Here is a 21729-nt window from a genome sequence, read left to right on the forward strand (position 1 = left end):
CTATGTTGCTGGCAAGTCTGTTTGGCGTGGTGATGGGGTTGGTCCTCGGCCTGACCGGCGCAGGCGGCGGGATTCTCGCGGTGCCGGCGCTGGTGCTCGGGCTCGGCTGGACGATGACGCAAGCGGCGCCGGTGGCCTTGTTTGCGGTCGGCAGCGCGGCGGCGGTCGGGGCGATCGATGGTTTGCGCCATGGCCTGGTGCGTTACCGCGCGGCGCTGTTGATCGCGGCACTGGGCGCGGTGTTTTCGCCGCTGGGGATCTACTTCGCGCATCAACTGCCGGAAAAGATTCTGATGATCCTGTTCAGCCTGCTGATGGTTCTGGTCGCTTGGCGAATGTTCAGAAAGGACCGTCAGCAAGCGGGGCCGAGCGATCACGGCCACGCCAGTTGGGGGCAGAAAAACTGCATGCTCAACGAGCAGACCGGGCGCTTCGACTGGACCGCCAAATGCACCGCCACCCTGGCTGCACTGGGAGCGGTTACTGGCGTGGTTTCGGGTTTACTTGGCGTCGGCGGCGGCTTTCTGATCGTGCCGGCGTTCAAGCAACTGACCGATGTGCAGATGCGCGGCATCGTTGCGACGTCGTTGATGGTGATCAGTCTGATTTCCGCGATCGGGGTGATCGGCGCGTTTCATGCGGGTGTGCGCATTGACAGTCAGGGTGCGGCGTTCATTGTCGCCAGCATCGTTGGCATGCTCATCGGTCGCAGGCTGTGCGCGCAGGTGCCGGCGCGGGCGTTGCAGGTGGGGTTTGCCAGTGTCTGTCTGGTGGTGGCGGGGTACATGCTGGTGCGGGCGTGAAGATCAACAGATCGCAGCCTCCTTGCACGAAGCTGCGATCTTCTCAGCGGGTTACAACACCAGGTGCGGCAGCCACAGCGAAATCGCCGGAACGTAGGTCACCAGCAGCAGCACCAGGAACAGCACGCCATAGAACGGCAGCAGCGCTTTCACCGTGCTTTCGATACTGACCTTGCCCACCGCCGAGCCGACGAAGAGCACGGCCCCCACGGGCGGTGTTATCAATCCGATCCCCAGGTTGACCAGCATGATCATGCCGAACTGCACCGGATCGACACCGATGCCCATGATCACTGGCATCAGGATCGGCGTGAGGATCAGGATCAGCGGCGCCATGTCCATCACCGTGCCAAGCAACAGCAGCATGACGTTGATGCACATCAGGATCACGTAGCGGTTGTCCGACAGGGTCAGGAACAGTGTGGTGATTTTTGCCGGGATCTGCATCAGCGTCATGATGTAGCCGAAGCTGGCGGCGAAACCGATCAGGATCATCACGATGGAGATGGTGCGCACCGTGCGGTGCATCAGCTTGGGCAGCTCGCGCCATTTGTAATCGCGATAAATGAACATGGTCACGAAGAATGACCACAGCACCGCGATGGCCGCCGATTCAGTGGCGGTGAAAATACCCGAGAGGATGCCGCCGAGGATGATCACCATCGCCATCATGCCCCACAGGGCTTCGCCGACGATCTTCAGCGCCTGGCGCATCGGAATCACTTCGCCCTTGGGGTAGTTGCGCTTTTTCGCGAAGATCAGGCACAGCACCATCAGGCAGGCGCTCATCAGCAGGCCCGGGACGATGCCGGCCATGAACAGCGAAGCGATCGACACCGTACCGCCAGCGGCCAGCGAGTAGAGCACCGAGTTGTGGCTTGGCGGAGTCAGCAGGGCTTGCACTGAACCGCTGACGGTCACGGCGGTGGAGAAGTCCCGTGGATAACCCTTGCGCTCCATCTCCGGAATCAGCACCGAACCCACAGACGCAGTGTCGGCCACCGAAGAACCGGAGATCGCGCCGAAGAAAGTCGAGGCAACAATGTTGACCAGCGACAGACCACCACGGACGAAACCTACCAGCACGCCGGCACACGCCACCAACCGCCGGGACATGCCGCCCTCGGCCATGATCGCGCCGGCGAGGACGAAGAACGGAATGGCCAGCAGCGAGAATTTGTTCACCCCCGAGGCGACCTGGATCATCACCGCCTGGAAGGGAATGTCGATCCACCAAGCGCCGATCAGCGCAGCGGCGCCCAACGCGTAAGCGACCGGCATGCCGATCAGGATCAATACGATAAAACTGCCCAGCAGGATCAGAGCGTCCATTAAACGGCACCTTCACTTTCTTCAACCAGGTCGAACTGCACGACCCGACGTTTGCTCTGGTCACCGAGCAAGAGTTTTTCCACGACAAAAATCAGCGTCAGCAAACCGCCCACGGGAATCGGCAGATAGGTCACACCAACGCGCAGATCGGGCAGGGCGGCCATGAATTGGTTCCAGGTGGACATGCACAGCTTGGTGCCCCAGATGGTCATGAAGATGCAGATGGCCGCCATCAGCAGTTGCGAAAAAATCGCCGCTGCGGCTTTCATTTGCGCCGGCATGCGGTCGGTGAGCATGGCCACGGCCATGTGCGCACCGGCGCGGTAACTGGCGGCGGCGCCGATGAAGGTGAACACCATCATCAGCAGGATCGCCGTCGGCTCCGGCCAGCTCGAACCGGTGCCGAGCACGTAGCGGGCGAAGACGCCCCAGGGAATCATCAGGGAAATCGCCAGGACGGAAAGGCCGGCGACCCAGATGCACGTCATGTAGATCTTGTCGTTGATACGCAGCAGCAGATTCTTCATCGGGTTCCACCGTAACCGGGCGCGCCTGAACCGCTGGCGCGCCGGGCCTTTTTCATGAGTACGGAGCGGGAGGCGTTACTGAACGGCTTCGATCTTTTCGATCAGGTCGGCGTACTTCGCGCCGTACTTTTCCCGTACCGGTGCGGTGGCGTCGTAGAAGGGTTTTTTGTCGACTTCGATGAACTCGACGCCAGCGGCCTTGAGTTTTTCTTCACTGGCAGCGGACTTCTTGTCCCACAGCACGCGCTCTTCAGCCTGGGCAGCCTTGGCGGCTTTCTTGACCATTTCCTGCTGATCCGGGGTGAGTTTTTCCCAGGTGATTTTCGACATCACGATTGGCTCTGGCAGGATTAGGTGACCGGTCAGGCTGTAGAACTTGGCGTTCTGGAAGTGGTTGTGTTCGAGCAGGGTCGGCGGGTTGTTCTCCGCACCGTCGATCACGCCGGTCTGCAGGGCACTGAAGATTTCGCCGGTATCCATGGCGATGCCGTTACCGCCCATGGCGTTCATCATGTCGATGAACATCGGGTTGCCTTGTACGCGGATCTTCATGCCCTTGAGGTCTTCGAGCTTGCGCACCGGTTTCTTGGTGTAGATGTTGCGCGTGCCGCCGTCCATCCAAGCCAGGGCCACCAGGCCGAATTCAGAGTTGGTGATTTTGCCGAGGATCTCGTCGCCCACCGGTCCGTCGATGACGTTACGCATGTGTTGCTGATCGCGGAAGATGAACGGCATGTTGAACACGTTCACATCCGGCACCACGGGGCCGACGATCCCCAGGCTGACGCGGGACAACTGCACTGCGCCGACCTGCATCTGCTCGATGACTTCCTTTTCCGATCCCAGCACACCGCCCGGGAAATACTGGAAAGTCAGTTCGCCGTTGGTTTCCTTGGTCAGGGCCTTGCCCATGTGTTCTTCAGCCACCACGGTTGGATAACCGGCGGGGTGAATGTCGGCAAATTTGAGTTTCATTTCCGCCTGAGCGGCACCGGCAAAGGTGAACATCAGCGGGAGTGCAGCGGCGAGCAAGGTGCGTTTGAAATTCATGGGGGTGAGTCTCCAGTCTTGTTATTTTTGTGTTCAAGGCGCAGCGGTGCAGCAGAGGGTCTAAAGCAAATCGTTGAATTGCGGTTCGGCGAGGCCTTTGACGCCTGGCTTCAGGGCGAACACGCCGCCGGCCAGGGATTGCGGGTCGTGGTCATCGCCGGGGCGAATCGAGGCGACAAACAAGGTGTCCAGGTTGCTGCCGCCGAAGGCGCACATGGTCGGTTTCTTCACCGGTACTTCCAGCGAGAAATCCAGTCGGCCATCCGGGGCAAAGCGGTGGATCAGGCCGGCGTCGTTGGCGCAGATCCAGTAGCAGCCTTCGGCATCCACGGCAGCGCCATCGGGGCGGCCGGGGAAATGATTCATGTCGACGAAGATTCGGCGATTCGATGGCGTGCCGGTCTCGGTGTCGTAATCGAAGGCCCAGATCAGTTGCACGTTGGGGTGCGAATCCGACAGGTACATGGTTTTGCCGTCAGGGCTGAAAGCGAGGCCATTGGGCACGATGAAGCCATCCAGCTGCGCTTCGATCACGCCCGTCTGCCCGGCGCTGTAGCGATAGAGCCGGCCTTCAGGCGCGTTCAGGCCCATGTTCAGCACCATGCTGCCCGTCCAGAAACGCCCTTGGCGATCACAGCGACCGTCGTTGAGGCGCATGTCGGCGCGGCTGTGCTCGACGGTGGCGAGCAACTCACTGTCGAGGCTGCCGTCGCTGTGCGGGTGCAGGCGAAAGAATCCGCTTTCCATGCCAGCGACCCAGCCGCCACTGCGGTGGCGGGTGATGCAGGCGAGCATTTCCGGGGCCTTCCACGAGGCAACATGCCCGCTGTCAGCGCTCCAGCGTTGCAGCCCGCCGTTGGGAATATCGACCCAGTACAGAGCGTTTTCCTGCGGCACCCAGACCGGGCTTTCACCGACCGCGTTGCGGGCGTCGACGATCAATTCGGCTTGCATACTCATTCCCATGGTTTTTATTAAAGGGGATCAAGTCGAACGGTCAGTCGCCGAACGGGCCTGCTGCGACGAAGGCGCCGCCCTGATAGATCCGCGCCGGATCATCGTCGGCCGGCATCGGTTGCGCTTCGACCTTGTCGCGGAACACTTCCGAGGTGTCCTTGGCTTCGAAACCGAGGTGGCTGGCGTAGCGGTTGTCCCACCAGACGTCTTTGTTGGCGGACATGCCGTAGACCACGGTGTGGCCGACGTTCGGTGTGTACAGCGAGCGTTCGAGCAGTTGCGTGAGATCGTCGAAGCTCAGCCAGGTGTGCATCATCCGGCGGTTTTGCGGTTCGGGGAACGAGGAGCCGATGCGGATGCTGACGGTTTCGATGCCGTAGCGATCGAAGTAGAAACTGGCCATGTCTTCGCCGTAGGACTTGGACAAGCCGTAGTAACCATCGGGACGACGCGCTGAAGTGGCGTCGAGCTGTTGGTCCTGTTTGTAGAAACCGATGACGTGGTTGGAGCTGGCGAAGATCACCCGCTTCACACCGTGCTTGCGCGCCGCTTCGTAAATGTGGAACACGCCGCAGATGTTGGCACCGAGGATTTCTTCGAACGGGCGCTCGACCGAAACGCCGCCGAAATGCAGGATCGCATCGACCCCTTCGACCAGTTGATGCACGGCTTGCTTGTCGGCGAGGTCGCAGAGCACGACTTCTTCGTGGTCATCGACGGCCGGGGCGAGGGCGGCGATATCGGACAGGCGCAGCACATTGGCGTAAGGGCGCAGGCGTTCGCGCAGCACTTTGCCCAGGCCGCCGGCGGCACCGGTCAGCAGCAGGCGGTTGAAAGGAGCGCGGGGGGTAGAGGTAGACGTCATGGCAATCCCTGAACACATTGTTATTAGGTTTGTTGTAGGTTGTCGTATGACTGCGCTGAAGTATCGGTAGGGTTTCCGGATCTTGTCAACGCGACTTTTGGTGTAGATGACGGAAGGGGCGATTCATTTTCTCAAGACCCGATACCTGCCTGGCAATGCAATCCCCTTGTGGGAGCGAGCCTGCTCGCGAATGCGGTGTGCCAGTCAGAACAAATCGACTGGTCCGGCGCTTTCGCGAGCAGGCTCGCTCCCACAGGGCAAACCGCCAACCGTTACAACAACGAAATCGGATAGCTGATAAAAATCCGGTTCTCGTCAAATTCGTTGGTGCTGAAGTCCCGGCGAATGGTCGCGTTGCGCCATTTCACGTTGAGGTTCTTCAGCGGGCCGCTCTGCACGGTGTAGGCCAGCTCTGATTCGCGGCCCCATTCCTTGCCGTCATTGGTGGTGGCGGTGTGCACGTTATCGCCGCTGATGTAGCGGTTCATCAGGGTCAGGCCAGGCACGCCCAGCGCAACGAAGTTGTAGTCGTGACGCACCTGCCAGGAGCGCTCTTTGGCGTTGTCATAACTGGCGTTGTAACTGTCGTTGGCCAAGGTGCCGCCGCTGGTGCCGTTGACGCGCATCCAGGCATCGTCGCCGGTGAGTTTCTGCAGGCCGACGTAGAAGGTGTTGCCACCGTACTTGGCCGAGAGCAGGGCGAACGCGGTCTTGTTGTCGAGGTCGCCGGCCTGAGCGCTGCCGTCTTCCTTGCCGGTGAAGAAACCGAGGTTGGCGCCCAGCGTCCAGTCGCCCATCGGCTGACTGTGGCTGAGGTTGAAATACTGCTGCTGGTAGATGTCGGTGAGCTCGGCGTACCACACGCCGACCATCGTGCGTTTTTCGTTGAAGCTGTATTCGCCGCCGCCGAAGTTGAAACGATCGGAGGTGAATGCACCGCGGCCGTTCATCGACATGTCTTCCATGCTCGCGTCGTTGCGCGGGCTATTGCCACGGAACTGGCCGCCGTAGACGGTCAGGCCGTTGATTTCAGTGGACGTGATCTGCCCGCCGCGAAAGGTCTGCGGCAGGGAGCGGCCGTCGTCGGAGCGCAGGATCGGCAATACCGGCATCCATTCGCCGACCTTCAATTCGGTCTTCGAGACTTTGGCTTTCAGCGCCACGCCGAGGCGACCGAAATTGTCGGCCGGGCGACCGTCATCATGAATCGGCAACAACTGCGTACCGCCAGTGCCTTTGCCGCCATCGAGCTTTTGCGAATACAGCCCGAGCACATCGAGGCCGAAGCCGACGGTGCCTTGGGTGAAGCCGGATTTGGCGTCGAGAATGAAGCTCTGCGTCCACTCTTCGGCCTTGCCCTGCGGATAGGCCGGGTTGACGAAGTTGCGGTTGAAGTAGGCGTTGCGCAGGTTCAGCGTGGCTTTGCTGTCGTCGAGAAAGCCCTCGGCATCGGCGCTCATCGGCAAGGCCAGAGCGAGGCTGCTGCAACCGATCAGGCTCAGGGTCGAACGCGGTTTGAAATGGGCAAAACGTGAAGGGCGGACGGAATTGCGGGCGAGTGGGCTCACTGTGACGCTCCCTGGATCGTTTGTTGTTTTTATTATTTGTCATACGTCGTCGTACAACATCGATGCGGATATTTCCCAGATTTTCGGGGATTGTCAACTGGAAGTTATACGATGACCTCCCATTCGACGCCGAACCCATGTGGGAGCGAGCCTGCACGCGAATGCGGACTTTCAATCAATGAAGTTGTCGACTGACACAGCGCTTTAGCGAGCAGGCTCGCTCCCACAGGGTTCCTTGGTGTCTGTCGAGTCGTGTATTGCCCGTCAAATTGCGGCAAACTTCCTCCACCCCCAGCACCAGGCCGATTCATGGATAAATACGCCCCGCGCAACTGGCAACCCCACGAAAAGCCCAGCCTGCCCGGTTCTCCGTCGACACCGCTGCACTCCACGCCCAAGCGCCTGGCGTACGCGGCGGTTGGCGTGCTGGTGGCGGTGACCGGTGGGTTGGGCAACTCGCTGGTGGTTGCCAACCTGCCTTACCTGCAAGGCTCGCTCGGCGCGACCACGGCGGAGATGGCCTGGCTGCCGGCGGCGTATGTGATGACCAACGTGTCGATGAACCTGCTGCTGGTGAAGTTTCGCCAGCAATTCGGCTTGCGCGCGTTCACCGAAGTATTTCTGGTGCTGTATGCCCTAGTGACCTTCGGCCATTTGTTCGTCAACGATCTGAACTCGGCAGTGGCGGTGCGGGCTGCCCACGGCATGGTCGGTGCGGCGCTGAGCTCGCTGGGTCTGTATTACATGGTCCAGGCGTTCCCGGCGAAGTGGCGGCTCAAAGCGCTGGTGCTCGGCCTCGGCACGTCGCAATTGGCGTTACCGCTGGCGCGGCTGTTTTCCGAAGACCTGTTGCAGATCGCCGAATGGCGCGGTTTGTACCTGTTCGAATTGGGCATGGCCCTGCTGTCACTCGGCTGTGTCTTGCTACTGAAATTGCCGCCCGGTGACCGCTTCAAAACCTTTGAAAAACTCGATTTCCTCACCTTCGCCATCCTCGCCACCGGTGTGGCGTTGTTGTGCGCGGTGTTGTCGCTGGGGCGGATCGACTGGTGGCTGGAGGCAGACTGGATCGGCGTGGCGCTGGCCTGTTCGATCGCGCTGATCATCATGGGCCTGGCCATCGAGCACAACCGCAGCAACCCGATGTTGATGACCCGCTGGCTGGGCAGCGGAACGATGATCCGCCTGGCGCTGGCGGTGACCCTGATTCGCATGGTCACCTCGGAGCAATCCACCGGCGCGGTCGGTTTCATGCAGAACCTCAACATGGGCTATGAGCAGTTACACAGTCTGTACGTGGTGATGCTGATCGGCAGCATCGCCGGGCTTGCCACCAGCGCGTTGACCATCGACCCCAAACATTTGCTGATGCCGTTGATCATTTCCTTGGCGCTGATGGCCACCGGTTCGGTGATGGACAGCTTCTCGAATAACCTGACCCGTCCCGCCAACATGTATTTCAGCCAGTTCCTGCTGGCATTCGGCAGTACGTTTTTTCTCGGCCCGACCATGGTCTTCGGCACGCGTAACGTGCTGACCAATCCGCGCAACCTGGTGAGTTTTTCCGTGCTGTTCGGGATCTGCAATAACCTCGGCGGACTGCTCGGCGCGGCGTTGCTTGGCACTTTTCAGATCGTGCGCGAGAAGTACCACTCCAGCCACATCGTCGATCATCTGGTGATGTCCGATCCGTTGGTGGCGGCGCGAGTGCAGAGCGGCGGCTCGGCGTTCGGCGGTTTGCTCGCCGACCCGAGCCTGCGCAATTTGGCCGGCATGCGCAGCCTCGCCAATGCGGCGACACGCGAAGCGAACGTGCTGGCCTATAACGATGTCTTCATGCTGATTGCGGTCATTGCCGTCCTGACCATGATCTGGCTTTCGATTCGCGCGTTGTGGCTGATGAGCACCACCAAAGCCATTGAGCCGACACCTTCCGTACCACCCAGCGGTGCCACTTCTTCATGACCGAACCGACCACCACAACTACCAACGCCATCGCCGCCACGCCTGAAGGGGAGGCGCCGCCATCGTCACCGAATACTGCGCCGCGTTCGCTGCGGGTGCGGATCATCTCTTCGCTGGGCTTTGCCGCAATCGCCATCGTCGGCGTGCTGATCGTGTTGTATGCCTGGCAACTGCCGCCATTCAGCAGTGCGGTCGAAACTACCGAAAACGCCTTGATTCGCGGGCAGGTGACGATCATCGGTCCGCAGCTCAGCGGCTATGTGTTCGAGGTGCCGGTGCAGGACTTCCAGTACGTCAAGGCCGGGGACCTGCTGGTGCGTCTGGACGACCGCATTTATCAGCAACGCCTCGACCAGTCCCTGGCACAACTGGCGGTGCAGAAAGCCGGATTGGCCAACGTCGTGCAGCAGCGCAACAGCGCTGAAGCGACGATCAAATTGCGTCAGGCGGTGCTCGCCGACAGCCAGGCGCAGTTGCGCAAGAGCGAGGCCGATCTGCGGCGTAATCAGGAACTGGTGCGCGACGGCTCGGTGTCCAAGCGCGAATTTGACGTGACCCTCGCTGCCAACGCGCAAAGCACGGCTTCTGTGGCGCAGGCCAAGGCCAATCTGGAAATCGCCCGGCAGGATCTGCAAACGGTGATCGTCAATCGCGGCTCGCTGGAGGCCGCCGTGGCCAGCGCCGAAGCTGCGGTGCAACTGGCGCGGATTGATCTGTCGAACACGCGGATTGTCGCCCCGCGCGACGGCCAGCTCGGGCAGATCGGCGTGCGCTTGGGGGCCTACGTCAACTCCGGCGCGCAGTTGATGGCGTTGGTCCCGGACCAGAAGTGGGTAATCGCCAACATGAAGGAAACCCAGATGGCCAACGTGCGGGTCGGGCAACCGGTACGCTTTACCGTCGACGCCTTGAACCACCGCAGATTCACCGGCCATGTGCAGCATATTTCGCCGGGCACCGGCTCGGAATTTGCCTTGCTGCAGGCCGACAACGCCACCGGTAACTTCGTCAAGATCGCCCAGCGCGTGCCGGTGCGCATCACCATCGATCCCGATCAGCAGGAAGAAGAACGCTTGCGGCCGGGGATGTCAGTGGTTGTCAGCATCGACACCGCCGCCGGCGACACCCAACCCCACTGATCAATGCATGACCCTGTGGGAGCGAGCCTGCTCGCTCCCACAGGATTAGTGCTCACAGGGTCTATTCACTCGGCCGAGGGGGTGACCCGGCAACTTTTGCGGTTGCGGATCTGCTCGTCGCTGGGTCTCTCGCGAACGAATTCGAAGCGCGGTTCGCCTTCGCTGTAATGCACCAGCCAGCCCCATTCCAGTTCGCTTTCGTCCTGTCCGGGATGTGGTGGCCGGGCCCACCAGGGTTCTTTGCTGAGGATCTCGCGCATGGCAGCCTCCGGTTGATGGCAATCCTTGAACTATAGCTTCCTGTCGCGAGTCGTCAGAACAGGCTGTGTAGAATCGGCGCGATCATGACGATATGGGGGCAGGGCGATGATGGATGAAGTGCGCAGGCAGGAACCGTCGAAACGGCTGTTTTTCGCTTTGGATTGCCCGCCGGCGCAGCGCAAGGCAATCGCCCAGTGGCGCGCGGAACTGGGCCTGCGCAGCGGCAAACCGGTGCCGGCGGATAACTTTCATCTGACTCTGCTGTTCCTCGGTGCGGTGCCGCTGGCGCAGATTCATGGCGTCTGTGAAGCAGCGGGATTCCCGGCGAAACGTTGCGCATTGAGCTGGATCGCTTGCAGGTCTGGCATCGCGCCGGTGTGCTATCGCTGGCACCGGAACAGGCGCCGCCAGCGTTGTTGCGCCTGGTCTACGCGCTGGAACAGGCGATGCTGCCGTTCGGCTTTGAAGAAGCCACCCGCGAGTTCCGCCCGCACCTTACGCTGGCCCGCGAATACCGCGCGCCGGAGCCGGAAGCGCGCACGCCGCCGGAGTTCTTTCTGCGTGCTGAACGCTTCGCTCTGTTCGAATCGCACAAGGGGCGGTATCGGGTTGTGCAGGACTGGCCGTTGATCTGAACGGACAAAAAAAGGCGCCCGAAGGCGCCTGCAAAATCACCCGAGCCGAGGGAGCCGGGTGAGGCCGTTCAGAGCAGGGTGCAGCGGTGGTAGTGCGCTGCGTGAACGGAAAATTTTCAGCACTGCATTGCTTCATTGTGGGAGCGAGCCTGCTCGCGAAAGCGTCGGCACACCCAATATTTTCGTCGCCTGTCCTACCGCCTTCGCGAGCAGGCTCGCTCCCACATTTTGATCATCGGTGTTTTTATTTACCGAGCTTCACCCGCGTCCAGCCGCGCGTCATGATCCGCTGCGTGGCAATTGGCTGATCCGGCACTGCATACAACGTCGCCATCACCGCTTGCGACGGATACGAACCCGGTTCGTTGCGGATCGCTTCGTCCACCAGTGGCGTGGCCGCTGCGTTGGCGTTGCTGTAGCCGATGCTGTTGGTGACTTCGGCGATGATGTCCGGGCGCATCAGGAAGTCCATGAACAGGTAGGCATTGTCGACGTTCGCCGCATCACGGGGGATGGCGACCATGTCGTAGAAACTGCCGGCGCCTTCCTTGGGAATGCTGTAGTCGATCACCACGTTGTTGCCCGATTCCACCGCGCGGGCCTTGGCCTGCAGGACGTCGCCGGAGTAACCCACCGCCACGCAGATGTTGCCGTTGGCCAGATCGGAGATGTACTTCGAGGAGTGGAAGTACGCCACGTAAGGGCGGATTTTCATGAACAGCGCTTCGGCTTCGGCGATGTGCGCCTTGTCCTTGTCGTTCACCGGATAGCCCAGGTAGTGCAGGGCGGCCGGGAGCATTTCGGTCGGCGAATCGAGGAAACTGATGCCGCAGGCTTTGAGCTTTTCCGCGTTCTCCGGTTTGAACAGTAAGTCCCAGGAGTTGGTCGGGGCGTTGGCGCCGAGAACTTCCTTGACCTTCGCCGGATTGAAACCGATGCCGATCGAGCCCCACATGTACGGGAACGCATGCGCGTTGTCCGGATCACTGGCGGCGGCGTTTTTCAGCAGCACCGGGTTGAGATTCTTCCAGTTCGGCAGCTTCGATTTGTCCAGCGGCTGATAAACACCGGCCTTGATCTGCTTGGCCAGAAAACTGTTCGACGGCACGACGATGTCGTAGCCGGATTTGCCCGCGAGCAGGCGCGCTTCCAGGGTTTCGTTGCTGTCGAAGACGTCGTAGGTCACGCGAATGCCGGTCTCGTCTTCGAACTTTTTCACGGTGTCCGGCGCGATGTAATCGGACCAGTTGTAAACACGCAGCACCTTGTCGTTGGCCTGGGCGCCCATGACCATTGCGCCCATTAAGGACAGTGTCAGCAGAGTCCTGCCAAACATTTTCATCGCTACAACTCCCTTCTTCTTATTCAACAAAACAAAAGCTCGGTGCACTTGAACCTTGTGGCGAGGGGATTTATCCGCGCTCGGCTGCGAAGCAGTCGCAAAACCTGAATACGGAGTCTTCAGGTAGAACTGCAGGGGCCGCTTCGCAGCCCAACGGGGATAAATCCCCTCGCCACAGTTGTTCTTCAGTGTTGCTCAGGCAGTCGCCGTTGCCGGCTGTTGCCACGACTCATTCGCGGTCTGATCCATCGCTTCCTGGATCGCTTTTTTGCGGTTGGCCTCTGCCTTGCGGCCGAAGTACCAGACAAGGAAAGTCACCAGCGACACTGCCAGCAGAATCAGGCTGGCCACGGCGTTGATCTCGGGTTTCACACCCAGGCGCACCGCCGAGAACACTTCCATCGGCAGCGTCGTCGAGCCCGGCCCGGAGACAAAACTCGCCAGCACCAGATCATCCAGCGACAAGGCGAACGACATCATCCCGCCGGCGGCCAGCGACGGCGCGATCATGGGAATGGTGATGAGGAAAAATACTTTGAATGGTTTGGCGCCGAGATCCATCGCCGCTTCTTCGATCGACAGATCCAGCTCCCGCAGGCGCGCGGAGACTACCACCGCGACATAGGCTGCACAAAAGGTGGTGTGGGCGATCCAGATGGTGACGATGCCGCGCTCCTGCGGCCAGCCGATCAGCTGCGCCATCGCCACGAACAGCAGCAACAGCGACAGACCGGTGATCACTTCCGGCATCACCAACGGCGCGGTCACCAGGCCACCAAACAGCGTGCGACCCTTGAAGCGCGTCACCCGCGTCAGTACGAACGCCGCCAGCGTCCCCAGTGCCACAGCGGCAATCGCGGTGTAGCAGGCGATCTCCAGCGAGCGCAGCACCGAGCCCATCAGTTGCGTGTTGTCGAGCAGGCCGACATACCATTTGATCGACCAGCCACCCCACACCGTCACCAGTTTCGAGGCGTTGAACGAGTAGATCACCAGAATCAGCATCGGCAGATAAATGAACATCAAGCCGAAGATCAGCATGAATTTGGAAAAGTTGAAGCGTTTCATCCCCGTGCCTCCATCTCTTTGGCCTGGCTGCGGTTGAACAGCAGAATCGGCACAATCAGGATCAACAGCATCACCACCGCCAGCGCAGAAGCCACCGGCCAATCGCGGTTATTGAAGAACTCCTGCCACAGCACGCGACCGATCATCAGCGTCTCCGGGCCACCCAGCAGTTCCGGGATCACGAACTCGCCGACTACCGGAATGAACACCAGCATGCAACCGGCAATGATGCCGTTCTTGGCCAGCGGCACGGTGATCTTCCAGAAATTGTTGAAGTTGCTCGAACCCAGATCCTGCGCGGCTTCCAGCAGGCTGTTGTCGTGCTTGACCAGGTTGGCGTAGAGCGGCAGCACCATGAACGGCAGATAGGCATAGACCACGCCGATGTACACCGCAGTGTTGGTGTTGAGGATCTCGATCGGGTGATCGGTGAGCCCGGTCCACATCAGGAACCCGTTGAGCAGACCGTTGTTGCTGAGGATGCCCATCCACGCATACACGCGGATCAGGATCGCCGTCCAGGTCGGCATCATGATCAACAGCAGCAGGACGTTTTGCGTTTCCTTGCCGGTCTTGGTGATCGCGTAGGCCATCGGGAAACCGATCACCAGGCACATCAGCGTGCTCAGCGCCGCGACTTTCAGCGAGCCGAGGTACGCCGACAGGTACAGCTCGTCTTCGCCGAGCAGGGTGTAGTTGCCGATGTTCAGCAGCAGCTGGAATTTCTGTTCGGCGAAGGTGTAGATCTCCGAGTACGGCGGGATCGACAGCGCGGCTTCCGAGAAGCTGATCTTCATCACCAGAAAGAACGGCAGCATGAAGAACAGGAACAGCCAGATGAACGGAATGCCGATCACCAGTTTTCGTCCGCTGGGCACCAGGCGCAAGAATTGCTGATTGAAAGTTCTCATGAGCGCAGCACCACGCCGCTGTCGTCTTCCCACCAGACGTAGACCTTGTCGTCCCAGGTCGGCCGCGCGCCACGGCGTTCGGCGTTGGCCATGAACGACTGGACGATCTTGCCGCCGGGCAGCTCGACGTAGAACACCGAATGGCCGCCGAGGTAGGCGATGTCATGCACCTTGCCTTCGGACCAGTTGTAGCGGAACTCCGGTTGAGTGGTGCTGACGAGCATTTTTTCCGGGCGGATGGCGTAGGTGATCGACTTATCCTGCACCGACGTGCTGACGCCGTGACCGACATAGATCCTCTGTTGCAAGTCGGGGCTGTGAATGATCGCGTGGCCTTCGAGGTCTTCCACCACGGTGCCGTCAAAGGCGTTCACGTTACCGATGAATTCGCAGACCATGCGGCTGACCGGCGCTTCATAAATGTCCACCGGGCTGCCGATCTGCGCGATCCAGCCCAGGTGCATGATCGCGATGCGCTGGGCCATGGTCATGGCTTCTTCCTGGTCGTGGGTGACCATGACGCAGGTCACGCCAACGCGCTCGATGATTTCCACCAGCTCAAGCTGCATCTGCGAACGCAGCTTTTTATCCAGCGCACCCATCGGCTCGTCGAGCAGCAACAGTTTCGGCCGTTTGGCCAACGAGCGGGCGAGCGCCACGCGCTGACGCTGGCCGCCGGACAACTGGTGCGGGCGGCGCTTGGCGTATTGGGTCATGTGCACCAGACGCAGCATTTCTTCGACGCGGGCATCGATTTCGCTGGCCGGCAAACGGTCCTGTTTGAGGCCGAAGGCGATGTTCTGTGCCACGGTCATGTGCGGGAACAGCGCGTAGGACTGGAACATCATGTTGATCGGCCGCTCGTACGGCGGCATGTCGGTGATGTCCACGCCATCGAGCAGAATCCGCCCCTCGGTCGGCCGCTCGAAACCGGCGAGCATGCGCAGCAGAGTCGATTTGCCCGAACCGGAACCGCCCAGCAGCGCGAAGATTTCGCCCTGATGGATCTCCAGGGACACATCGTCCACGGCCACGGTTTCGTCGAACTTCTTGGTGACACGATCGACTTTCACCAGCACCTTTTTCGGTTGCTGATGACCTTCGAGTGCCTTGCGGTAAGTGCTGGAGGCGTTTGCCATGTGAAACTCCCAACAGGTGTCGTGTGCCTGGCCAATGTGGCCGGGCTTAAGTGGATTGCGGAACGGTCCGGAATGCCTGTCAGCTGGCGCAGAACCTGTGGGAGCGAGCCTGCTCGCGAATACGGAGTGTCAGTCGACATCATCGTTTGCTGATACACCGCTTTCGCGAGCAGGCTCGCTCCCACAGGGGATATGCGTTGACCTGAGTGGCCTTTGTCCGTACCGATCCGGCTTGTTCGGCGCCGCCGTCCTGGCTGCCTGGGTCGTACTTGTTGTTATCACGGGTGTTGCAGTTCACGACGGGCGGATGTGCAAACGCACACCCGCCAGCCGTGGGGGCAGTAAATCGTTATCTGGTCTGGGATTGCGTCAGCGCTGACTGCGCTTCGCCGCCCGTCGCCGGCACGCTGCGCCGAACGCCTGGAAAATCTTCAGGTAGTTCGGGTTGTCCAGCACTTGCCATTCCGGGTGCCATTGCACGCCGAGGGCGAAGGTCGGGCTGTGCTCGACCGAGATCGCTTCGATCAAACCGTCCGGTGCCACGGCTTCAGCACGCAGGCCGGGAGCGAGGCGGTCGATGCCTTGGCTGTGAATCGAATTGACCTGAAATTCGTCGGGCAGCTCCAGCGCTTCGAACACACCGCCAGCGATCACACTGACCGCATGGGCCGGGGCGTATTGCACGGCCACATCCGGGCTGTCGGATTCACGGTGGTCGAGCATGCCGGGCAGCTCGTGCACCTTTTGATGCAGGCTGCCGCCGAAGGCCACGTTCATTTCCTGGAAGCCACGGCAGATGCCGAGCACCGGAACGCCCGCCGCGATGGCTGCACGCAATAAAGGAAGGGTGGTCGCGTCGCGAGCCGGATCGTGATCCGTGCCGGGGGCGCTGGCCGCGCCTTGATAGTGGAAGGGTTCCACGTTCGAGGGTGAGCCGGTGAGCAACAGACCGTCGAGCTGACCGAGCAGATCATCGATTTCAGTCAGATTGCCGAGGGAAGGAATGACCACTGGCAACCCTTGGGCGCCAACGCTGACAGCACGTACGTACTTGTCGCCGCTGATGTGATAGGGGTGCAGGCCAATCTGTTTGACGCACGCAGTAACGCCGATCAATGGCTTGAATGCCATTTTTATTCACCTCGAAGTCTGTCACTTGAACGAGCTTTTCCGGAGCTTAGCCTTGTTGATTTTAATTAACAACTGCCATGTAAAAAATTCTAAACGCCGTTCATCAAATCACTCAGGTTTACCGGGGTTTGCCGGCGGATATGGCACGAGAGTGTTAAGAAAAGCGCGAAAAATAAAGGCTGCAGGGTAGGGTGTTCGCTATTGACTTCACTTTGCCTTTCGGATTGACTGGCTTCGCAACACGGTGGTGAACATAATAATTAACAGCTAAATAGGTGCATCATGTCGGTCCCTCTGCGTACCGTTCAACTCAACGAAGCCAACGCATTCCTTAAGAAATATCCTGAGGTTTTGTACGTCGACCTTCTGATTGCGGATATGAACGGTGTGGTGCGCGGCAAGCGCATCGAACGCACCAGTCTTCATAAGGTGTACGAAAAAGGCATCAACCTGCCGGCGTCGTTGTTCGCGCTGGACATCAACGGCTCGACGGTGGAAAGCACCGGCCTGGGCCTGGATATTGGCGATGCTGATCGCATCTGCTACCCGATCCCCGGCACCCTGAGCATCGAGCCGTGGCAAAAACGCCCGACCGCTCAACTGCTGATGACCATGCACGAGATCGAAGGCCAGCCGTTCTTCGCCGACCCGCGTGAAGTGCTGGCCAACGTTGTGCGCAAATTCGACGACCTCGGCCTGACCATCTGCGCGGCGTTCGAACTCGAGTTCTACCTGATCGACCAGGACAACGTGAATGGCCGTCCGCAATCGCCACGTTCACCGGTATCCGGCAAGCGTCCGGTGTCGACCCAGGTTTACCTGATCGACGACCTCGACGAATACGTCGACTGCCTGCAAGACATCCTCGAAGGCGCGAAAGAGCAGGGCATTCCCGCTGATGCGATCGTCAAGGAAAGCGCCCCGGCGCAGTTCGAAGTCAACCTGCATCACGTCTCCGACCCGATCAAGGCGTGCGATTACGCGGTCCTGCTCAAGCGTCTGGTGAAGAACATCGCCTACGACCACGAGATGGACACGACCTTCATGGCCAAGCCTTATCCGGGCCAGGCCGGCAATGGTTTGCACGTGCACATTTCGATTCTGGATAAAGAAGGCAACAACATCTTCGCCAGCGAGGATCCCGAGCAGAACGCCGCACTGCGTCACGCGATCGGCGGTGTGCTCGAGACCCTGCCGGCGCAAATGGCGTTCCTCTGCCCGAACGTCAATTCGTACCGCCGCTTCGGCGCACAGTTCTATGTGCCGAACTCGCCGAGCTGGGGCATCGACAACCGCACCGTGGCCGTGCGCGTGCCGACCGGTTCAGCGGATGCCGTACGCATCGAACACCGCGTCGCCGGTGCCGATGCCAACCCGTACCTGCTGATGGCGTCGGTGCTGGCCGGTATTCACCACGGCCTGACCAACCAGATCGAACCGGGCGCCCCGGTCGAGGGCAACAGCTACGAGCAGAACGAGCAGAGCCTGCCGAACAACCTGCGCGACGCCTTGCGCGAACTCGACGACAGCGAAGTCATGGCGCGCTACATCGACCCGATGTACATCGACGTATTCGTCGCGTGCAAGGAAAGCGAGCTGGCCGAGTTCGAGAACTCGATCTCAGACCTTGAGTACAACTGGTATCTGCATACGGTCTGAAGATCAAAAGCCCCTCACCCTAACCCTCTCCCGGAGGGAGAGGGGACTGACCGCGTCGTCTGGAGATATCCGGCGACCTGAACGATCCAGTCGATGATGGATTCGGCAAAGATTTTTCAGGTCGGCGCAGTTACCAGACATCCCCCGATCGGTCCCCTCTCCCTCTGGGAGAGGGCTAGGGTGAGGGCAGCGATTCCCGGCCAGGCAAAGCAACCAGACCAACCCCCAAATTCCCCCTTGTCGAGCTCAAAAACAATGACCACAACCCGCAACGACTGGGAACAACGCTTCCAGTCCCTGTCCATCGAATCCCGCGCCTTCATCGACGGTGAATATCGCCCGGCGATCAGCGGCGACACCTTCGAATGCCTGAGCCCGGTCGATGGCCGCTTTCTTGCCGCCGTCGCCAGCACTGATGAAGCCGACGCCAACCTGGCCGTCGAAGCCGCGCGCCAGTCGTTCAACTCCGGCATCTGGGCGAAAAAAGCCCCGGCCGAGCGCAAGCGCGTGCTGATCCGCTTCGCCGATCTGATCCTGCAGCACCAGGAAGAACTGGCGCTGCTGGAAACCCTCGATATGGGCAAACCGATCAGCGATTCGATGAACATCGACATCCCGGCGACCGCCAACGCGATCCGCTGGAGCGCCGAGGCCATCGACAAGATCTACGACGAAGTTGCCGCCACGCCGCACGATCAACTCGGCCTCGTGACTCGCGAGCCATCCGGCGTGGTCGCGGCGATCGTGCCGTGGAATTTCCCGCTGATCATGGCCAGCTGGAAATTCGCCCCGGCGCTGGCGGCGGGTAACTCGTTCATCCTCAAGCCTTCGGAAAAATCACCGCTGACCGCTATCCGCATCGCGCAACTGGCGCTGGAGGCGGGTATTCCGAAGGGCGTGTTCAACGTGCTGCCGGGCTACGGCCACACCGTCGGCAAGGCATTGGCGTTGCACATGGACGTCGACGTGCTGGCCTTCACCGGCTCCACGGCGATCGCCAAGCAGCTGATGATCTATGCCGGGCAGAGCAACATGAAACGCGTCTGGCTCGAGGCCGGCGGCAAGAGCCCGAACGTGGTGTTCGCCGACGCCCCGGACCTGCGCGCGGCAGCCCAGGCAGCAGCCAGTGCCATCGCCTTCAACCAGGGCGAAGTCTGCACTGCCGGCTCGCGTCTGTTGGTCGAGCGCTCGATTCGCGAGCAGTTCATCCCGCTGCTGGTGGAAGCCTTGCAAGCGTGGAAACCGGGACATGCGCTTGATCCGGCCACTACCGTCGGCGCCGTGGTCGACCAGCGTCAACTGGACAACGTGCTGCGCTACATCAGCATCGGCCGCGAGCAGGGCGCCGAGTTGATTGCCGGCGGCCAACGCACCCTCGAAGAAACCGGCGGCCTCTACGTACAGCCAGCGATTTTCGACGGCGTGACCAACGCGATGACCATCGCTCAGGAAGAAATCTTCGGCCCGGTGCTGTCGCTGATCACCTTCGACACTGCCGAGGAAGCCCTGCAAATCGCCAACGACAGCATCTTCGGCCTCGCCGCCGGGGTGTGGACCAGCAACCTGAGCAAGGCGCACACCTTCGCCCGCGGCCTGCGCGCCGGCAGCGTCTGGGTCAACCAGTACGACGGCGGCGACATGACCGCGCCATTCGGTGGCTTCAAACAATCGGGCAATGGCCGCGACAAATCGCTGCATGCGTTCGACAAGTACACCGAACTGAAAGCGACCTGGATCAAGCTCTGACTCTTTTACAGCGGCGGCCGCCCCTGGTTGGCGGCCCTCGGAGAAACCTATGAAACAGCAACACGTAAACAGCTACTACGCCGCCACCCGCAACGAAGTCATCGACTTCCCGATTCTCGAAGAAGCGCTGGACTGCGACGTCTGCATTATCGGCGCCGGCTACACAGGCCTGTCCTCGGCACTGTTCCTCAGCGAAGCCGGCTACAAAGTCACCGTGCTGGAAGCGGCGAAAGTCGGCTACGGCGCCAGCGGGCGCAATGGCGGGCAACTGGTCAACTCCTACAGCCGCGACGTCGATGTCATCGAAGAGCGCTACGGCGACAAGACTGCAGAAATCCTCGGCAGCATGATCTTCGAAGGCGCCGATATCATTCGTTCGCGCATCAAGGATTACGACATCAAGTGCGACTACCGCCCGGGCGGTATTTTCGCAGCGATGAACAAGAAACAGCTCAACGGCCTGGCCGAGCAGAAGCGCAACTGGGAACGCTACGGCAACCGCAATCTGAAGATGCTCGATGCAGCGGATATTCGTCGCGAAGTGGGTTCCGACGCCTACGTTGGCGGTTTGCTGGACATGCAGGGTGGCCACGTCCATCCGTTGAATCTGGCGCTAGGAGAGGCCGCTGCCATCGTGCGTTTGGGCGGCAAGATCTACGAACAGTCGGCGGCGGTCGAAATTACCTATGGCGAGCCGATCACCGTGCGCACTGCCAAAGGCCTGGTCCGCGCCAAATACCTGTTGATCGCCGGCAACGCTTATCTGCCGCAAGGTCTCGACAACCGCGTCACCGCGAAAAGCATGCCGTGCGGCTCGCAGATCGTTGTCACCGAACCGCTGACCGAGCAGCAGGCACGCAGTCTGATCACCAACAACTATTGCGTGGAAGATTGCAACTACCTGCTGGATTACTACCGCCTCACCGCTGACAACCGCCTGCTTTACGGTGGTGGTGTGGTCTACGGCGCGCGGGAGCCGGACGATATCGAGCAGCTGATTCGGCCGAAGATCCTCAAGACCTTTCCGCAGCTCAAAGACGTGAAGATCGACTACCGCTGGACCGGCAACTTCCTGCTGACCATGTCGCGCATGCCGCAATTCGGCCGTATCGAAAAGAACGCCTACTACATGCAGGGCTACAGCGGCCACGGCGTCACCTGCTCGCACCTGGCCGGCAAACTGATCTCGGAAATGATCCGCGGCGACGCCGAACGCTTCAACGCCTTCGCCTCGCTGCCGCACATGCCAATGCTCGGCGGCCGCACCTTCTCCGCACCGCTCACCGCTCTGGGCGCGGTTTACTATTCCCTGCGCGACCGTTTCGGCGTCTGATTGACCTTGCCGGCGGCGGTCCGAAAGACCTCGCCGGTTTTTCCCTAAACAGCACACAAAACCTGTGGGAGCTGGCTTGCCAGCGATTGCGGTCTTTCAGCAAAAGGGATGTTGAATGTGCCATCCAATCGCTGGCAAGCCAGCTCCCACAAGTTTTTTATTTGTCCGCAATAATCGCCAGCCAGCTCATTTCGATCACCATCCATCGAACCTGCTGAGCAACACCGGCAAACGTGATTTAATAGCCGCCTTTCACGGTTCCGGGACACGGGAGCAACGTGATTCGCGCGACCTGCGC

Annotated in this window: 18 protein-coding genes and 1 pseudogene; 7 read left to right on the top strand and 12 right to left on the bottom strand. The window is 60.5% G+C overall.

Annotated features, from left to right (window positions below; genetic code table 11):
* Positions 1 to 2: 2 nt before the first annotated feature.
* A complete protein-coding gene (locus D8U82_RS04825) occupies positions 3 to 803 on the top strand; it encodes a sulfite exporter TauE/SafE family protein (protein WP_041476983.1) in 801 nt (266 codons plus the stop codon).
* Between the two features lie 51 nt (positions 804 to 854).
* Here D8U82_RS04825 and D8U82_RS04830 read toward each other — a convergent pair whose 3' ends face one another.
* The 6 genes from D8U82_RS04830 to D8U82_RS04855 form a co-directional block, all read right to left on the bottom strand.
* Positions 855 to 2135 carry a TRAP transporter large permease gene (locus D8U82_RS04830; RefSeq protein WP_130888722.1) on the bottom strand — a complete coding sequence of 427 codons (1281 nt, stop codon included), beginning with the start codon at positions 2133 to 2135 and terminating at the stop codon, positions 855 to 857.
* Positions 2135 to 2662, bottom strand: a complete 528-nt coding sequence (locus tag D8U82_RS04835; RefSeq protein WP_122700614.1) for a TRAP transporter small permease — start codon at positions 2660 to 2662, stop codon at positions 2135 to 2137. The genes D8U82_RS04830 and D8U82_RS04835 overlap by 1 nt, the downstream gene beginning before the upstream one ends.
* Before the next feature lie 75 nt (positions 2663 to 2737).
* Complete coding sequence (locus tag D8U82_RS04840; protein ID WP_130901754.1) at positions 2738 to 3712, bottom strand: TRAP transporter substrate-binding protein; 975 nt, start codon at positions 3710 to 3712, stop codon at positions 2738 to 2740.
* 60 nt (positions 3713 to 3772) lie between these two features.
* On the bottom strand, positions 3773 to 4666 hold the full coding sequence (locus D8U82_RS04845) for an SMP-30/gluconolactonase/LRE family protein (RefSeq protein ID WP_130901755.1): 894 nt from the start codon (positions 4664 to 4666) through the stop codon (positions 3773 to 3775).
* A 43-nt stretch (positions 4667 to 4709) separates the two neighbouring features.
* Positions 4710 to 5534, bottom strand: a complete 825-nt coding sequence (locus D8U82_RS04850; RefSeq protein WP_016775186.1) for an NAD(P)-dependent oxidoreductase — start codon at positions 5532 to 5534, stop codon at positions 4710 to 4712.
* 272 nt (positions 5535 to 5806) lie between these two features.
* On the bottom strand, positions 5807 to 7102 hold the full coding sequence (locus tag D8U82_RS04855; protein ID WP_016775185.1) for an OprD family porin: 1296 nt from the start codon (positions 7100 to 7102) through the stop codon (positions 5807 to 5809).
* A gap of 309 nt (positions 7103 to 7411) precedes the next feature.
* On the opposite strand from D8U82_RS04855, the gene D8U82_RS04860 reads away from it, so the two are divergent.
* Entirely contained in the window at positions 7412 to 9067 is a 1656-nt protein-coding gene (locus D8U82_RS04860) for an MFS transporter (protein ID WP_016775184.1), read from the top strand.
* Positions 9064 to 10206 carry an HlyD family secretion protein gene (locus D8U82_RS04865; protein ID WP_110600944.1) on the top strand — a complete coding sequence of 381 codons (1143 nt, stop codon included), beginning with the start codon at positions 9064 to 9066 and terminating at the stop codon, positions 10204 to 10206. The genes D8U82_RS04860 and D8U82_RS04865 overlap by 4 nt, the downstream gene beginning before the upstream one ends.
* Before the next feature lie 65 nt (positions 10207 to 10271).
* On the opposite strand, the gene D8U82_RS04870 is transcribed toward D8U82_RS04865, so the two are convergent.
* Positions 10272 to 10466, bottom strand: a complete 195-nt coding sequence (locus tag D8U82_RS04870) for a hypothetical protein (protein WP_110600946.1) — start codon at positions 10464 to 10466, stop codon at positions 10272 to 10274.
* A gap of 106 nt (positions 10467 to 10572) precedes the next feature.
* On the opposite strand from D8U82_RS04870, the pseudogene thpR reads away from it, so the two are divergent.
* Positions 10573 to 11102 (top strand): annotated as a pseudogene (thpR, locus tag D8U82_RS04875) (RNA 2',3'-cyclic phosphodiesterase).
* A gap of 244 nt (positions 11103 to 11346) precedes the next feature.
* Here the strand turns inward: thpR and D8U82_RS04880 are convergent.
* The 5 genes from D8U82_RS04880 to D8U82_RS04900 all read right to left on the bottom strand — a co-directional run bounded on the left by D8U82_RS04880 (position 11347) and on the right by D8U82_RS04900 (position 16693).
* Complete coding sequence (locus D8U82_RS04880; RefSeq protein ID WP_095182000.1) at positions 11347 to 12444, bottom strand: polyamine ABC transporter substrate-binding protein; 1098 nt, start codon at positions 12442 to 12444, stop codon at positions 11347 to 11349.
* 195 nt (positions 12445 to 12639) lie between these two features.
* Positions 12640 to 13512: an ABC transporter permease subunit gene (locus D8U82_RS04885; RefSeq protein WP_130901756.1), complete on the bottom strand. Its 873-nt coding sequence runs from the start codon at positions 13510 to 13512 to the stop codon at positions 12640 to 12642.
* Entirely contained in the window at positions 13509 to 14423 is a 915-nt protein-coding gene (locus D8U82_RS04890; RefSeq protein ID WP_024013334.1) for an ABC transporter permease subunit, read from the bottom strand. Before D8U82_RS04890 ends, D8U82_RS04885 begins: the two co-directional genes overlap by 4 nt.
* Positions 14420 to 15562: a polyamine ABC transporter ATP-binding protein gene (gene potA, locus D8U82_RS04895; RefSeq protein WP_130901757.1), complete on the bottom strand. Its 1143-nt coding sequence runs from the start codon at positions 15560 to 15562 to the stop codon at positions 14420 to 14422. Before potA ends, D8U82_RS04890 begins: the two co-directional genes overlap by 4 nt.
* Before the next feature lie 369 nt (positions 15563 to 15931).
* Positions 15932 to 16693: a gamma-glutamyl-gamma-aminobutyrate hydrolase family protein gene (locus D8U82_RS04900; protein ID WP_130901758.1), complete on the bottom strand. Its 762-nt coding sequence runs from the start codon at positions 16691 to 16693 to the stop codon at positions 15932 to 15934.
* A gap of 282 nt (positions 16694 to 16975) precedes the next feature.
* Here D8U82_RS04900 and D8U82_RS04905 point away from each other — a divergent pair, with 282 nt between their 5' ends.
* From D8U82_RS04905 to D8U82_RS04915, 3 genes are all read left to right on the top strand, one after another.
* Positions 16976 to 18352 carry a glutamine synthetase family protein gene (locus D8U82_RS04905; RefSeq protein ID WP_007918694.1) on the top strand — a complete coding sequence of 459 codons (1377 nt, stop codon included), beginning with the start codon at positions 16976 to 16978 and terminating at the stop codon, positions 18350 to 18352.
* 255 nt (positions 18353 to 18607) lie between these two features.
* Positions 18608 to 20098, top strand: coding sequence for an aldehyde dehydrogenase (locus tag D8U82_RS04910; protein WP_110600952.1), 1491 nt, complete (start codon positions 18608 to 18610; stop codon positions 20096 to 20098).
* Positions 20099 to 20147: 49 nt separating this feature from the next.
* Positions 20148 to 21431, top strand: coding sequence for an FAD-binding oxidoreductase (locus D8U82_RS04915; protein WP_024013330.1), 1284 nt, complete (start codon positions 20148 to 20150; stop codon positions 21429 to 21431).
* Positions 21432 to 21729: the final 298 nt, after the last annotated feature.

It is taken from the genome of Pseudomonas sp. Sample_23 (assembly GCF_004307595.1).
Taxonomy (GTDB): Bacteria; Pseudomonadota; Gammaproteobacteria; order Pseudomonadales; family Pseudomonadaceae; genus Aquipseudomonas; species Aquipseudomonas atacamensis.

Excerpts from the sequence above, each read along its gene's own strand:
- D8U82_RS04915 (WP_024013330.1), top strand. The coding sequence starts at position 20,148 with ATGAAACAGCAACACGTAAACAGCTACTACGCCGCCACCCGCAACGAA.
- D8U82_RS04880 (WP_095182000.1), bottom strand. The coding sequence starts at position 12,444 with ATGAAAATGTTTGGCAGGACTCTGCTGACACTGTCCTTAATGGGCGCA.
- D8U82_RS04870 (WP_110600946.1), bottom strand. The coding sequence starts at position 10,466 with ATGCGCGAGATCCTCAGCAAAGAACCCTGGTGGGCCCGGCCACCACAT.
- D8U82_RS04890 (WP_024013334.1), bottom strand. The coding sequence starts at position 14,423 with ATGAGAACTTTCAATCAGCAATTCTTGCGCCTGGTGCCCAGCGGACGA.
- D8U82_RS04900 (WP_130901758.1), bottom strand. The coding sequence starts at position 16,693 with ATGGCATTCAAGCCATTGATCGGCGTTACTGCGTGCGTCAAACAGATT.
- D8U82_RS04865 (WP_110600944.1), top strand. The coding sequence starts at position 9,064 with ATGACCGAACCGACCACCACAACTACCAACGCCATCGCCGCCACGCCT.
- D8U82_RS04835 (WP_122700614.1), bottom strand. The coding sequence starts at position 2,662 with ATGAAGAATCTGCTGCTGCGTATCAACGACAAGATCTACATGACGTGC.
- D8U82_RS04840 (WP_130901754.1), bottom strand. The coding sequence starts at position 3,712 with ATGAATTTCAAACGCACCTTGCTCGCCGCTGCACTCCCGCTGATGTTC.
- D8U82_RS04845 (WP_130901755.1), bottom strand. The coding sequence starts at position 4,666 with ATGCAAGCCGAATTGATCGTCGACGCCCGCAACGCGGTCGGTGAAAGC.
- D8U82_RS04885 (WP_130901756.1), bottom strand. The coding sequence starts at position 13,512 with ATGAAACGCTTCAACTTTTCCAAATTCATGCTGATCTTCGGCTTGATG.
- D8U82_RS04860 (WP_016775184.1), top strand. The coding sequence starts at position 7,412 with ATGGATAAATACGCCCCGCGCAACTGGCAACCCCACGAAAAGCCCAGC.
- potA (WP_130901757.1), bottom strand. The coding sequence starts at position 15,562 with ATGGCAAACGCCTCCAGCACTTACCGCAAGGCACTCGAAGGTCATCAG.
- D8U82_RS04830 (WP_130888722.1), bottom strand. The coding sequence starts at position 2,135 with ATGGACGCTCTGATCCTGCTGGGCAGTTTTATCGTATTGATCCTGATC.
- D8U82_RS04905 (WP_007918694.1), top strand. The coding sequence starts at position 16,976 with ATGTCGGTCCCTCTGCGTACCGTTCAACTCAACGAAGCCAACGCATTC.
- D8U82_RS04850 (WP_016775186.1), bottom strand. The coding sequence starts at position 5,534 with ATGACGTCTACCTCTACCCCCCGCGCTCCTTTCAACCGCCTGCTGCTG.
- D8U82_RS04910 (WP_110600952.1), top strand. The coding sequence starts at position 18,608 with ATGACCACAACCCGCAACGACTGGGAACAACGCTTCCAGTCCCTGTCC.
- D8U82_RS04825 (WP_041476983.1), top strand. The coding sequence starts at position 3 with ATGTTGCTGGCAAGTCTGTTTGGCGTGGTGATGGGGTTGGTCCTCGGC.